This window comes from Borrelia duttonii Ly (assembly GCF_000019685.1).
In the GTDB taxonomy this organism is placed as follows: domain Bacteria; phylum Spirochaetota; class Spirochaetia; order Borreliales; family Borreliaceae; genus Borrelia; species Borrelia duttonii.
Window position 1 is genome coordinate 1 of sequence record NC_011226.1, and the last position, 15049, is coordinate 15049.

General features: G+C 28.1%; 14 protein-coding genes and 1 pseudogene. 11 read left to right on the top strand and 4 right to left on the bottom strand.

The genetic code is table 11. From position 1 onward, the window contains the following. Positions 1-240: 240 nt before the first annotated feature. Complete coding sequence (gene bdr / locus BDU_RS08525) at positions 241-765, top strand: Bdr family repetitive protein (RefSeq protein ID WP_012537756.1); 525 nt, start codon at positions 241-243, stop codon at positions 763-765. A 63-nt stretch (positions 766-828) separates the two neighbouring features. Here bdr and BDU_RS07455 read toward each other — a convergent pair whose 3' ends face one another. Both BDU_RS07455 and BDU_RS07460 read right to left on the bottom strand, forming a co-directional pair. After that, positions 829-1374: a hypothetical protein gene (locus BDU_RS07455; protein WP_012537757.1), complete on the bottom strand. Its 546-nt coding sequence runs from the start codon at positions 1372-1374 to the stop codon at positions 829-831. Then, complete coding sequence (locus tag BDU_RS07460) at positions 1371-3026, bottom strand: plasmid maintenance protein (protein ID WP_012537758.1); 1656 nt, start codon at positions 3024-3026, stop codon at positions 1371-1373. Before BDU_RS07460 ends, BDU_RS07455 begins: the two co-directional genes overlap by 4 nt. Before the next feature lie 207 nt (positions 3027-3233). Here BDU_RS07460 and BDU_RS04360 point away from each other — a divergent pair, with 207 nt between their 5' ends. From BDU_RS04360 to BDU_RS04370, 3 genes are all read left to right on the top strand, one after another. After that, entirely contained in the window at positions 3234-4373 is a 1140-nt protein-coding gene (locus BDU_RS04360; RefSeq protein WP_012537759.1) for an RNA-guided endonuclease TnpB family protein, read from the top strand. Positions 4374-4520: 147 nt separating this feature from the next. Then, positions 4521-4970 (top strand): hypothetical protein, encoded by a 450-nt coding sequence (locus BDU_RS04365; protein WP_318250787.1) that lies wholly within the window; start codon positions 4521-4523, stop codon positions 4968-4970. Positions 4971-5001: 31 nt separating this feature from the next. Next, positions 5002-5373, top strand: coding sequence for a hypothetical protein (locus BDU_RS04370; RefSeq protein ID WP_012537761.1), 372 nt, complete (start codon positions 5002-5004; stop codon positions 5371-5373). 326 nt (positions 5374-5699) lie between these two features. Here the strand turns inward: BDU_RS04370 and BDU_RS04375 are convergent, their stop codons facing one another. Next, the gene (locus tag BDU_RS04375) at positions 5700-6338 is read right to left on the bottom strand and encodes a hypothetical protein (RefSeq protein WP_012537762.1); all 639 of its coding nucleotides are present in this window, start codon (positions 6336-6338) and stop codon (positions 5700-5702) included. Between the two features lie 21 nt (positions 6339-6359). Further along, a pseudogene (locus BDU_RS09000) lies at positions 6360-6509 on the bottom strand (hypothetical protein); the annotation flags it as partial. Between the two features lie 185 nt (positions 6510-6694). On the opposite strand from BDU_RS09000, the gene BDU_RS04380 reads away from it, so the two are divergent. The 7 genes from BDU_RS04380 to BDU_RS04410 all read left to right on the top strand — a co-directional run. Beyond that, positions 6695-7789, top strand: coding sequence for a plasmid maintenance protein (locus BDU_RS04380; protein ID WP_041177801.1), 1095 nt, complete (start codon positions 6695-6697; stop codon positions 7787-7789). Between the two features lie 9 nt (positions 7790-7798). Further along, on the top strand, positions 7799-8359 hold the full coding sequence (locus tag BDU_RS04385; protein ID WP_012537764.1) for a DUF226 domain-containing protein: 561 nt from the start codon (positions 7799-7801) through the stop codon (positions 8357-8359). Next, on the top strand, positions 8335-9087 hold the full coding sequence (locus tag BDU_RS04390; RefSeq protein ID WP_012537765.1) for a ParA family protein: 753 nt from the start codon (positions 8335-8337) through the stop codon (positions 9085-9087). The genes BDU_RS04385 and BDU_RS04390 overlap by 25 nt, the downstream gene beginning before the upstream one ends. 44 nt (positions 9088-9131) lie before the next feature. After that, positions 9132-9656, top strand: a complete 525-nt coding sequence (locus BDU_RS04395) for a chromosome replication/partitioning protein (RefSeq protein WP_012537766.1) — start codon at positions 9132-9134, stop codon at positions 9654-9656. 1617 nt (positions 9657-11273) lie between these two features. Next, positions 11274-12344, top strand: a complete 1071-nt coding sequence (locus tag BDU_RS04400; protein WP_012537767.1) for a variable large family protein — start codon at positions 11274-11276, stop codon at positions 12342-12344. Positions 12345-12568: 224 nt separating this feature from the next. Beyond that, entirely contained in the window at positions 12569-13282 is a 714-nt protein-coding gene (locus tag BDU_RS04405) for a Vsp/OspC family lipoprotein (RefSeq protein ID WP_012537768.1), read from the top strand. A 970-nt stretch (positions 13283-14252) separates the two neighbouring features. Further along, a partial coding sequence (locus BDU_RS04410) for a variable large family protein (RefSeq protein WP_041177802.1) occupies positions 14253-15049 on the top strand: 797 nt, incomplete at its 3' end.

Here is a 15049-nt window from a genome sequence, read left to right on the forward strand (position 1 = left end):
GTACATGAACATCGCTCAATATCTTCAAATAGCTAAAGTGTCTTAAAATGAAAGTTACTTTTTATTTTTATAATTTATTACATTTATATAATCTTATAACTATACAATTTTATATAACCAAACTGAATATTTTTAATTAGAACAATACATACTACTAAATCATACATCAAACTAAATTTTATTCATTTTCACTTAACAATAAACCCTAAAAACACTATAATATTATATAAGGAGATTTTCATGGAACATATGATACAGCCAGTAGTAACAAGACAAATGGTCTTAAATGAGCTCGTAAAAGTCGGGATGGATAGAGATATTGCGGACGATTTATCTTATAGATACTATAAAAATGAACTTACTACTAAAGATCTTGAACTTCTAAAAATGGCATTCAAATCAGATATTAGAGATCTCAATAATAAAATTGATACTGTTGAAAATAACTTAAATATTAAAATTGACACTAAATTTAATGAACTTGATAATAAAATTGATATTATTGAAAATAACTTAAATATTAAAATTGACACTAAATTTAATGAACTTGATAATAAAATTGATATTATTGAAAATAACTTAAAATCAGAGATTTCTCTTGTAAGAAAAGATATGGATCTTATAAGAAAAGATATGGAAATTAACAAAACAGAACTTAATAGTAAATTAAAATTAAATAATTGGATGCTTGGAACTATTATTACAATTAACGTAGGAATTCTTTTAACATTAATCTCAATAATAAACTCAATTATAAATAAGTAAACATGAATTACTAATTCTACAAATCTTTCATTAGCAAAATCAATAATTCATATTAATCTCTAGTTAACTTTGAATAACCTCTGGCTGAATAACTCCTGGCTTAGTAGCAGGCTTTTTAGCTGCCTTAGATTTAGTTGCTGCTTTTGCTTGTGCTTGATCTTGTTGCACAACCCGTTCTTCTGCTTGATCTACAGATTGATCTTTTTGATCTTTTTCTGCATCTCCTGATTGATCTTCTGGTTGTAACTTAATTTTAGGTTCAACTATCTTTTTTCTTTCTAAATTACCAAGAAAAATTTCCTTATAATCTCTATGAAGAGTCTCTAAAAAACCAGCAAGTAAACTATATTTCCTTATTTCGCAATTATAATACAGATTGTCCACTAGTTGAATTTTGATATCCGAATTATCTACATATTTCTTGCTTATCCAATCTTTAACATATGAAGATACATACTCATAATCAATATCATCAGAATTTAGTATTGGAAAATTAACTATTGTCTCATCATTTTTTTTAGACTGAATCTCATCGCTCATATAAGTTTGCCAAAATCTATCTCTCCTTAAATAAAGTCTTCTTATCAAATACTTCAACGTAAATTTCATATCGTCTCTCCTTTTGCATTTTGCATCAAAATTTTTTCTTTGTCTGGATCTTGCTCTTGATATTGAAGCATAATTCCTAAACTAGCAAGAGAAAGTCCTTTGGTTGTTTTGAATCCTTCAAAATTAGTGTTAATTTGTGGCCGCGGCGGGCGTACAGCAATATTATCTCCCCTACTCTCTTCATATAAAGGGTACAACTTTGCAATATCACCACTAGAATCGCCATTTTCAATACTTCCTACATAAGATCGTATTTCTTCTTTAACCTCCATTCTCAACTTTGCCTTTTCTTCTTCTCTCCTTCTGATTCGCTCTTTTCTTTCTTGTTCTTCTTGCCTAAATAACCTTTCTATATATTCTTGTTGTCGTTTGAGCTGCAGTTTGCGTTCTTTTTCTGTTTTCTCTTTTTCTTTTTTTTCTTCTTCTTCGTCTTTCACATTTTTTGACGCATTAAAGTCAAAATTTTTGCCTGCTAATCTTATTTTTTCGCCATATTTTTCTTTTGTCGTCGTATAATTTTTCTTATACTTATGCGAGTACCAATCTTTGAATCGACCCTCCCATATGAGATCATAGTCGTTTATCACGCCATCTTTTCTTTTCATCATCATCCACACTTTGTACTTGTATCTGTTGCCAAATTGCTTTAGAAAGTGTTTCAAAATATCTTCGATATCATATTCTTTCCCATACTCATTTATGGCAGTCTCCAAATTTAGCAGGGCGTTTATGTATGTTGAATCGTTGTTGCTCAGCTCTTTCACCTGTTGCATATAGTTTCTGCTTATTTTGTGCACATCGATCAGTCTAGTTTTTACGCCAATTCGTTTGAATCGCACTTTTTCACTTTTTTGTTCACCACTTTTTGGTTTTTCACATGAAATACTTTTTGCAGAGTTTTTCTCTAAAGAGTTTTTAGAATTCTCTTTATTTATATTGCTTATATTAGCTTTATTAATAACGTCCGGTGTTTGCACATGCGAAATTATACCCATACGATTTTTATGAAGTTGTTCGTTATTTTTTTCTTCTATTTTTTCTGTGATAAATTTTGTAGTTTTTGAATTTATATTTTTGGGTTCGTTATCAAAAGGTTCATTAAGATCGAAATTTCCAATGATGATTTTATCTTTCAAATTATCTTGTAGCATTTGTGTTAGATATTCTAATATTGCGTCTTTATGTGTAGGCATTAGTTCCATGTTTTGCACATAATAAGCAACACTTCCTTTTCCTTTACCAAATCTTATAATTTTAGATTTTATTAGATTTAGGTTGTTTAGTAGCTTTATGTCTAATTCTAGTGTGCGTTTACATACTTTTTTTGCAGCATCATTTTCTAATAATTTAAGTACTATTTTTTGGATATCACAAGCTGAATATTCTTCAATACCCATTGATTGTTTATAATTTGTATTTTTAGTATTTATTGCCCAATAAACTTTAATTATTCTTTTATAGCGTTTAAGCATCTTGATTATTTGCAATTTAACATATGACATTCGTATTGTTTGACTATTATTGGGATCTTTATGGATATTTAGTTCTACAAGGCTTTTTAATATTGCATTTATTTGACCTTCTGGGTCTTTATATTTGAAATTATTATTATCTTTTGCTATACTTACCATAGTGTGATTTTTTTTGTCCAAAGTTTAGATTTTCTTTTTTAAAGAATCTTTGGACTTTAATTTGTATACTATTATATATAAATATTTCACTCTTGACTAGTTTCGTGGTAGGGGTGATTTTTTTATCAAAAAATTAAAAAGAATACTCCACCTATAATTTCTATGAAATTTAGGTGGAGATGAATTTGTAACGTAAGTTAAAATATAATATAATAATTTTAAAAGATAATGAGTGCTAATAAAGCTTATAAATACAGAATATATCCCAATACCAATCAAAAGAAATATTTTTCAAAAGTATTTGGATGTGTAAGATTTTTGTATAACAAAATGTTAAGTGATAAGAAAGATTATTATGAGAAAAATAAGAAAAGTCTTAGTGTTAATCCAAGTAATTATAAAAATGAATTTCCATTCTTAAAGGAAGTTGATAGTTTGGCTCTTTGTAGCGCATGGATTGACTTAAATTCTGCGTATAGTAATTTTTTTAGGGAAATTAAAAAAGGAAATAGAATGCAAGGATTTCCTAAATATAAAAGTAAGAAAAATAGGCAAACTTTTAGAACTAATAATCAAAAAAACTCAATAAGAATAGAAAATGATTATATAAAGCTACCTAAAATAGGATTTGTCAAGTTGGCTCTACATAGGAAAATTAAAAGCAATGAAGTTATTAAAAATGTAGTAGTAGAAAAAGATACTGATGATAAATATTACATTTCAGTAGCAGTTGAGTGCTTAGATGTTAAAAATAACGATAAAACTAAATGCAATAACAATAAAAAAGAGATAGTTGGTATTGATATGAGTATGAGGCATTTTTTAGTAAGTAGTGAAGGTGAGAAAATCAATCATCCTAAATATTTACTAAAAAATGAACGCAAACTTAAGAAATGCCAAAGAAAACTATCAAAAAAACAAAAGGGCTCTAGGAATAGAGCTAAATCTAGATTAAGAGTTGCCAAGTTGCATAGGAAAATTTCAAATCAAAGAAAAGATTTTTTACATAAATTATCTTATTATTTTGTAGCTAATTATAAAAATATAGCAATAGAAAACTTATCAATTAAAGGCATGCAAAAAGGAATGTTTGGCAAAAGTGTTAATGATTTGGGATGGCATGAGTTTGTAAGACAATTATCATATAAATCAGAGTGGTCTAAATCTTATTTGCATAAAGTTGATAGATATTTTCCATCAAGCAAGCTATGCAACAATTGCGGTATTAAAAATACAACTCTGAAATTAAGTGATACTAGGTGGACTTGTAGTGGTTGTAATATTTTGCACGATAGAGATATAAATGCAGCTCTAAATCTTAAAGCTTATTATTATAAGGAAATAAAAACTAAGGTAGGAACTGCCTGAAGTAAAGCTTGTGGACCATGCTCTAGTGGATGACCGTTCTTATAGAACCTAAAAAGCTATCATGGGATGAAACAAGAAGCTATTTCTATAATCTTTGATTTAGAAATAGTAGTTCACTCGATAATTTTCGGAAAACCATCGATTAAAATGGAGGGTATTGCAACACTTTCTGGTAGAACGAAATTAACAGCTACACCGGCTTCGTCATTCACTACTGGTATTATGTTATATGAAAAGGTTGTTGAAGCTAAACGTAAATCTGAAGAGTATAAGGAAAGATTGAATGGATCTTATATGTTACTCTTGCCACATAAGTTTTCACCTCTCTTAGTAGATCTTTACGATGAACTTCATTATATAACAGTACGAGAGTCACTTCTGAAAGACCATAATATATCAACATCAGTCTTAAAAGGGCTTGAACATCCAATTCTGTATGAACCTGATCCCGCAATAATGTTTGTTCCTATTATGTCTGAAATAGGCTTTAGAAGATTTGGAGATTCTAAAGGTGATTATATCCATGCATCAATGCAGACGGCAGGAGTTGTTCATTTACGTCCAGAAGAAGTTGTTGAGATAACTATTACTAGTTAGTTATTTGGCTTATAGAGAGATTGACTAATATATGAATCAAGGTGTTGATATTAGTAATAACGATGATGTTTTGCTTCATAGCTGGATCAGTATGACTTCTATAGAATCTTTACGTATGATGTGTATGAAAGATGATGGTCGTATAGATATACCATTGAGTCTTAGGCCAGAGCTTTTAGAGTGTTTGAGGTATACAAAATCAATTCTGGGTCTCTATCATATAGAAAGTGATGCTTATAATAATTGGTTATTCATATTGCTAGAGGTAGTTTACACTGATGTATTTTATGCTAAATGCTTTAAGTCCGGGATTCAAAAAGATTGCAAATTCAAAAATTTGCTTGATCAGATTGATTCTCTTTTTGCTAGAGTTGATCAGAGTACTTTTTTGAGCATTGGGTAAGTAAATTTGGGAGGTTAAGATTTGTGATTAACGTTAATGATATTAAGTCTAGGATTAGTAAGTCAATTTTTGATAAAGCAAAAAGTTTTATAGGAATTAAGGTGAACTACTATTTCTAAATCAAAGATTATAGAAATAGTAGTTCACTTATATTCTTAAAGTTTCCCCTTGATTAACATCTTTTACTTTATACATATACCCCCCTCTCTAATTATTTGAGTAGTAATAAAAATAGAAATAAATCATCATATGACATGATCTGCTGCATTTTCATTCGGATAGAAAACATATAATTTTAAATTATAGTCAATGATAAATGATGAATTTTATTTGTTTAATATAGAATATATTATTGAAAATAAAGCTAAAAAAATTCCTATATTAAGAGTAATGATAGTTCCAAACATCCAATTATGTAATTTTCCTGTGTTTTTAAGTTCATTAAATTTATTATCAAATCCTACTTTCACTTTATCAATTTTATTCTCAAGTTCTACTTTAACAGAAGTAATTTCAGACTTTAGTCTATCTTCTATCTTGTCAACTTTATTATCAAGCTCACTAAATTTATTGTCAATTTTATTCTCAAGTTCTACTTTTACTTTATCAATTTTATTCTCAAGTTCTACTTTAGCAGAAGTAATTTCAGATTTTAGTCTATCTTCTACCTTGTTAACTTTATTATCAAGCTCATTAAATTTATTGTCAATTTTATTGTCAAGTCCTACTTTCACTTTATCAATTTTATTCTCAAGTTCTATTTTAGCAGAAGTAATTTCAGACTTTAGTCTATCTTCTACCTTATTAACTTTATTATCAAGCTCATTAAATTTATTGTCAATTTTATTGTCAAGTCCTACTTTTACCTTATCAATCTCATTGCAAAGCTCTAATTTAAAAGAAATAATTTCAGATTTTAAAATACCCTCTGTTTTATCAAGTTTACTATTAAAATTATTTTCCAAATATTCAAGGTCTTTGTAAGTAAGTTCATTTTTGTAATAACGATAAGATAAATCAGTAGCAATGTCTCTATTAATTCCGGCTTTATAAGTTCTGTCAATACCATTTGCTGTGTGATAATTGGTCGTAACTGAGCCATAGAAAATCTCCTTAGTTATAATTATACAATAAATTGATTTTCACATTAACACAAATGCAACAAAATCAAATAACTCATTATTTGTTAACTATGGTTATTAAAAAGTAAACTATTTTTCACATAAAATCATTTTTTATGTGAAAAATAGTTTACTTTTTAATAACCATTACGGTATCATAAATATAAACAATACATAAGTTAAGGAGAGTGGTATTGAACATGAGGAATACAAACAAACATCAGCACAAATTAATAGTCTTGATATCAACAATATGTTATGTAAACAATCGATTTAAGAAATACACCCAAAATGACATACTTTACTATTTTAACGGCAATATTAAAAGGAATGGCCAAAAAGAAGTTAAACTTAAAACATTACAAAGCTATCTCTACAAGTTGAAAAAAGAATTAAAAGTAACAGATAACTACCATAGACATTTGGGAATTAACATGGGCACCGAAATTTACTATAAACTTAAATATTCTAAGAAAGAATGCTATCGTAAAATCAATAAATACTTCAGGAACAAAAAAGAAGACAAATTTCAAAAACGCATAACTAAAAATTACAAAAAAATTGACAATAAAAATGGGAGTGTAGAAAAATGGGAGTGTATTTATAATATATATAATAATAAGAAAGAAGATAAATACAAAAAGTTAAAAGAAAAATTACAAGTAAAGAAATATGCAAAAAAATGTCTATTCAAATCAAAAGAGTTTCTCTCTGTTTTGAATTTAGATATAAACAAAGATGATAAAATTAAGATATTGAAAGCAATGAAAAGGACAGAAAACTACCTTATGAAAAACTTTTCTGAAAAAATAAATAATTTTACTATAAGTCGAAACAAACTTAAGCCCAAACAAGAAGAATTAAAAAAAGTTTTAAGTGGAATAAAAATACAATTGGAAAGTGAAAAATATGACAGTGAACAGGTTGAAATGCAAATACAAGAAACATATGAGAGATATAAAAACAAGCCACATTTTATTATCGAAAGTGATAAATATGATGATTGCAAAAGAGTGATAACCAAAATTAAAAATTCGGTTAAAAATCTTAATACAAACGTCGAAAAAGATGAACAAGCAGTCAGAGTTAACATATTTAGCATATTGTTTGAACAATTAAAGTCTAAATTTGAAACAAATATATTCATACCTATGCTAAAGGATTATTTAGACAGACAGGATAAATTAGAGTATAATAAGGCATTTAACAATCAATACTATTATGAATTATTGAAATTGATAAAAAATAAAGATAATTATTCCAGGGTACAAGGATTTAAAGAAATTGTTAATTAAGGATTAACTATGAAAAGCATACTAGAACGTTTAAAGGAAAAAAAAATAAAAATAGCGGCACAAAAAGACAAGCTTATTTTTATTAAGGTAGAAAATAATAGCGATCTAACATTTTATCATACAAAAATCATGATGGATTTATATAGATTTGGGGTTAATAAAAAACAAAATCATAAATTTTTCATCTCATTTAGAGGATTATTTAATCAGGAGAAGATAGAATCATTTCATTTATTTGCAGTGAGAGATGATGATAAATTTCTAGGAATATTTTATGGTTTTAGAAAGCCAATAAAAAATGTTGTAAGGAGATATGAGGAAAATGGAGTAATGAAAGCATCTACTTTTTCGAAAGTTTATTATATAGAATTTAGGTTTAAAAAAGGAAGTGTATTTTGTTATTTGGAAGGTCTTGCTTATTTCTTTAAGGAAAGAAAATTTGGTACAAAATATTGTAAATCTTTAATTATAAAACTTTCAATTTTGGAAGATCGAGTATATAAATTTTATGATAAAAAGTTACCAAATGGAGGTTTTATATCTAAATGGATAAAAAGAAATCAAAAGTAATAACAATTGCAAGTATTAAAGGTGGTGTTGGTAAAAGTACAACCAGTTTGATATTTGCAACTTTATTAGCCCAAAAGAATAGAGTTTTATTGATAGATATAGACACTCAAGCATCAGTAACTAGTTATTTTTTTATGCAAATAGAAAAGCAGAATTTGGACCTAAAAAGTATTAATATATATGAGGTTTTAAAAAACAATTTGGATATTAACAATTCAATTATCAATGTTGACAATAATTTGGACTTAATTCCTAGTTATTTAAGTTTGCACAAATTTAATAAGGAAGCCATAACATTTAAAGAAATTAAACTGCAAAAACAATTGTTTAATTTAAAATTGGAATATGATTATATAATAATAGATACTAATCCTAGTTTGGATTATACTTTAACAAATGCTCTGGTCGTTAGTGATTATATAATAGTTCCAATGACTGCAGAAAAATGGGCTGTGGAAAGTTTGGAGCTTTTAAATTTTTCTGTAGAAGATTTAGCAATAGAAATTCCTATTTTTGTGATAATAACCAGGTTTAAAAAAAATAATACACATAAGGAACTTTTTAGTTTATTAAAGAAAAACAGTAATTTTTTGGGATTAGTTTCGGAGCGAGAAGATTTGAATAAAAAAATCGCGAAGAATGATATTTTTAATTTGAGTAAGGATTATATATTGGAGTATGAGGGTATATTAAATGAATTTTTGAGTAGGATAACAATGTCCAGTTAACTGGACATTGTTATCCTATAATACAAGTTAAAGGGGGAATATAAATGAATGTCGTAATAAATAAGAGAAATTTAGAAACACTTGATGAACAAAACAATTATTATCAGAAGTTAAAACAAAAATTGAAGTCTCATTGCCAACAAGAAATCTATTATAAAATGGAAATCATTAAAATCTTAAAAGAAATTAAGGATAATGAATATTATAAATTAGATAATTATAAGACATTTGAAGATTTTATTAGAGATTATAAATTGGCAAGAAGTCAAGTTTATGATTATCTAAAGATAGCAAATGCTATAGAAAATGGAATTTTACAAGAAAGTTATGTAGTAGAAAATGGAATTACGCATACAATTGCTTTTTTGAGGAGTGATTCAGGTCTTTTTAAAAAGAAATTAAGGAGGAATGCGCTAAAACCATTAAAATTTCAACTTAAAAAACAAGAAAGTTATAATTTTTATAAAAAAAATGTCAAATTTGCAGAATTTTTATTAGATACTCTTTTCTTAAATAATAAAGATTTGCTTAGAAAATTTTTAGATGAATTTGAATTCTTAAAAGAGTAATGATGGAATATGATTTTTAATGATATGAGAAAGTTTTGTGTCTATTTATATAAAGTGATAACTAACCCTAGTACTTCTATATTTTGGTTAGATTTATTGAAGATATAGTAAAAATATTAGTTACTAGTTGATTTTATTTTAAATTCGTTATATACTGTCTACTGTTAGTAGTACTCATTTTGTACTACCTTATCTTATGTTCACGTTCATAAGGCCTTAGAGCTTAATTAAGGATTCTTTTTTAGAGTCTTTAATTAAGCTCTGAATTTTATATTTTTATTTATCTAATTTAGATTTTAATGGATGAGTATTTTTATATTTTTTTGAATTTATTTTTTCTGTAATGTGACTTGATTAAGATGAGAGTTTTTGTATAGATTATTATGCTTAAGAGTGAGTATGGTAATTGTAAGTACTAATCAAAACTGATTTTATCTTGCATGTATAGTTATATGGTGTGTCAAAATTGTTATTGATAAACACATTATTTAATTTTATAATTGGGTTTTTTAGTTATTTGAAGCGAATTTTTTAAAAGGGCTATTGCAAAGATTTTAAGCAGTGAAAAGATTAGTTAGCTTACTTTAAAGAAAGAATAAAAACTTTAAAGAATTTAGTAGAATAACATTTGGATTTATACTTAAGTTTTTTTAAAAAAAACAAGATACTTTAGTATTATTATTTATATAATAGCAATTGTTAATGAATATGGTAATATAAGATGACTATAAAAGAGCTTGTTAATATTGTTGATAACATTGATTCTAAAAACTATTTTAAATAATTTTTTTGGCTTAAAATTAAAAATAAATAGTAATAAATAGTGATATATAAAAGATTCCTATCTCTATTTTTATGAATATTTTTAGTTGCATTATGACAGATATGACAAAAGCTGAAAAAAATAAGGGAGTATATTATGCGCTACATTCTGTTGCTAATTTTTTTAATGTTTGAAATAAAATTAAAATGTAATTTTGATGTCGATAATGGTTGTGCAAATAAAGAATAAGTTAATCGTATTAGATTTGTTGCTAGTATTTGTGCCTTTTATTTGAAGTCATTCAATATATTTAAAAGAAGTCCTGAAACAAACAAAGAAGTGAAAAGACTAAATTGATATTTATGTACTTGACAATTTATTGTTTTGAATACTTGGTATTTCCATATTCGGTTGTTCATTTAAAATTGTCTCAATAATTCTATGTTATGTTATACTTGATACTTATTAATATATTTTTATACTAAATCTCAAGTTTTGTTATTGAATTCTTTAGTTTCACAAGTCATTAAGTCAATTTGATTGTAATATTCATTATATAAGAAATCATACGAACAACCTTTTTAAAATATCTAATTTAATTAATACTGCATTTTGTTTATTTCCAAACTTAAAATCATCAAATTGTAGTAGAGGAAGAAGAGGGAAATTTTCGATTATAAAAATGAATTAAAAAGTGTTTTGTATACAGTAAATTGAATATTGTTAGATACATTAATGTTGTATTTTTTATGATTTGTCATTTATTCATTTATTCATCGTTGTATTCATTTTTTATGTCTTACTAAGATTTAAAGAAAAGCTAAAAAGAAATAAAAAATAAGGAGGCTAGAAGAATGAATAAAGAGAAAAAAGGAGAGGGGAAAGTAAGAGTAATATTATTGATGATGATGATGGTGATGATGGGATGTAATAGTGGGGTATTAGAAGCAGAGCAAGGGAAGAATAAATATTTGCAGTCATTAGTTAATGTAAGTAATGAATTTTTAAATGTTTTCACTTCATTTGGGGAAATGGTGGGGAGTGTATTGGGATTGAATTTGGAGAGTAAGAAATCGGATGTAGGGAAGTATTTTAAGACAGTGCAGGATACAGTAGAAGAAGTTAAAACAGGACTTAATAAGATTGTTGCTGAAATGAAGGAAGAAAAGAGTCCTAATGTTGAGGCCACTGAGAGTGCAGTGAAAACATTGGTTGAGAGTACACTTGATAAGATAATAGCTGGAGCAAAGGAGGCAAGTGAGGCAATTGGTACTGATGATAGTCCAATTGGTAATATTGCTACTGCTGGTGATGCTGCTGGTGGTGCTGCAGGTGAGATTGATAAACTAGTAAAGGGAATTAAGAGTATAGTAGAAGTAGTACTTAAAGATTCAGGAAAACATGATGCTGGGGATGATAAAAAGGCAAGTGATGGGAGTACTTCAAGAACTGGGGGAGCTGCTCAGGATGGAGAAGCAGGGAAATTGTTCTCTTCTGCTAATGCTGGTGATCAAAATAATGTTAAGAAAGTGGCAACAGATGCAGCAAAGGCAGTAGGAGGAGTAAGAGGAGCAGATATATTGCAAGCTATGATTAAAAATGAAGGTGTTGCTATAAAGTTTGCAAAGAGTAATGATGGTAATGCTGGTGCTGCTCCTAAAGATGCGGAAGTGGCAGGTGGAATAGCATTGAGAGCGATGGCAAAAGGTGGTAAATTTGCTAATGGTACTGCTGGTAATGATGTTTCAGCTGCAGTTAAAGGAGCAGCAGTAAGTTCAGTAAGTAAGGCATTAGATATATTGACAATAGGAATAAGAAGAGCAATAGACTTGGGACTTAAGAGTGTCAAAGAAGTAATGAAAACTAATACTGGTGCTACTGCTATGGCATCTGGTAAGATTGGTTCTGGTAGTCAAAATCAATAATCAGAATACATAACTAAATAATAAAATAAGAGAAAAATTATAAATTAAAGATGCTAGGAATTAAGTTCTTGGTATCTTTTATTTTGTAGTGTATTAGACATGGGTTTATTACTATGTGGTTAATTTTATCATTTGAATTGTCATTCATTCGTTGCTGTATACATTTATTTTTTTATTTGTTTGCTTTCTTGTTAGAAAAAAACAAATAAAAGGAGGCGAAGAAGATGAAAGAAGAGGGAATAAAAGGAATAAAAGGGAAGGAAGAATTGGGAAATATAGAGGAGTGTAGGATGGGAAGAAGAGTAAAAGGAATAGTAATGGTGATGGTGGTGATGATGGGATGTAATAGTGGAGGAGTAAGTGGAGAAGGGACAGGAGAAGAAGGGAAAGGAAGGAAGGGAGATGGGAGTGTAATAGATTTAAAGGGAGTAAGTAAAAAGATAAGAGATGCGGTGGAGTTTGCGGGGAGTGTAAAGGAAGTGGAAACTTTAGTTAAGTCAATAGATGCACTTGCTAAAGCGATTGGAAAGAAAATTCAGGCTGCTGGTGCTACTGCTGCCAATGCTAATCAGAATGATTCACTAGTTGTAGGAGCATACAATATAATATCAGATGCAAAGGCTAAGTTAGAAGTATTAGAAGCTAAGGCTGGTAAGTTTAGTGGAATAAAGGAAAAGGTTGCATCTGCTAAGAGTTCAAGTAAATCTTTATTAGATAAATGGGCTGAAAGTCATGGTGATCTTGGTAAAGGTGGTGCTGAAGACAGTGCTGTAAAGAAAGCTATGGATAAAAGTGATGCTACTGGTGGTAAGGGGAAGAAAGAACTTGAGGATTTAAATAAAGAAATTGTTAGTTTGATTATCGATGTTACCAATGTAGTAGAAGATGAAATCAAGAAGCTTACAGAAAAACCTGTTAAACCCGCTTTTGGTGATTAAAATCTTTAATAATAATATAGATCAATAAATAAGAGGCCAAGATATTAGTTATCTTGGCTTTGTTATGTTTATGTCTTTTATTTTTAGTGTTAAGTTAATGTTAACTGTAGTTAAATGAAAGTATAAAGCTGTATAATTTATTAATATAGTAATTATCAATAAAGAACAAGTCCAAGTAGATAAAGTTATTTCAAGGGGGGGATTATTTCTTTTTTTTGTAAGGTATAAGGGAAAATATTTTCTTGTTAAATTAAGTTGAGATATTAATGTACATTAACAGTAGGAATAAGAAAGACAATAGACTTAGGACTTAAAGTAGTAAAATGAGCGTAAAATAAGCAGTGAAAATCAATGTTAATGATACTCCTGAGGTGTCTGACAAGGGTAATTCTGGTGCTAAAATTGATACTTTATATTTATATAATTAAATAGTAAAATAAGAGAAATAAAGTTATAAATGAAAGATACTGAGAGTTAAGCTTGCAGTATCTTTTGTTGTGATGTATAATGAGATTTATTTCTTTTGTTTTTTCTTATTAGTCACTATTTAATATATTTTAATTGAAAATATTTATTTTATTATATAAAATTGTATAAAGAGATAATAAATTATAAAAAATAAGTTTTCATTTTTGCTTATAATAGATATTTAAATTATTTAAAAAGATTTTAACAGTGTTAATTTATAGTTTGAATCATGGTTGATATGACATAAAAGTACGTCAGCATTTTAAAAAATGACATTTTGTATAGTTATTGTATGTTTTAAATTTGGAAAATTTAGTACTAAAGACTTTGCATTTTTAAATTAGTAATAAAATCATCAGTTTTTATATAGATATTTTTTTGAATTTTCCTTTATCCATTTATTCGTTTGTTTTTTGTTTATGATTTTATTTTTTGTGTCTTTTTTTTTAAAGGAAAGTTAAGTAAAAGCTAGAAAAAAATAAAAAATAAGGAGGCTAGAAGAATGAATATAGAGAAAAAAGGAGAGGGGAAAGTAAGAGTAATAATATTGATGCTGGTGATGATGATGATGGGATGTAATAGTGGAGGAGTGAAAGGAGAAGGGACAGGAGGAGGAGACGGGAGAGGAGGAAGTTTGAGTGAGGTAATGCTGGAAGTAGGGAGAAGTGCAGAGAATGCATTTTATGCATTTTTGGAGTTAATGTCAGATGTATTGGGATTTAGCGTGAACACAACTACAAAGAAAGAGGATGTAGGGAATCATTTTAAGAGTTTAGGTGTGAAACTTGGGAAAGCATCAGAAGAGTTAGAAGAAGTAGCAAAGAAATCGGAGACAGGTGGTGATAAGAATGATTCATCAAAAAATTTAATTAAGGAAATAGTTGATTCAGCTAGGGGAGTTTTAGGTACATTGAAAGGGTATTTAGAGTCTTTAGGAACAGTAGGTGATTCTAAGCCAGTAGGTGAGGCAGGAAGTGATGCTACAGGGGCATCAGCAAATGAAGGTGAGTTAAGTAAGGCTCTTAAAGCATTGAAAGGAATAGTAGAGATAGCAAAAGGTGCAGGTGTTGCAGAACCGATTGCAGGGATTATGTCGTTAAATGGAACTGGTATAGATAATAAGGAGGGAGTTAGGATATTAGCTACAGATAATAAAGCATCGGCCGTAACAGATGCAGGTAAAGCTGCATTAATAGTATCATCAGTAAGTGGAGAAGAAATATTAGCATCAATAGTTAAATCTGAAGAAGGTGATTCGGCATTAGGAGGAACAGCTCCAGATGATAAGACAACTGCGGT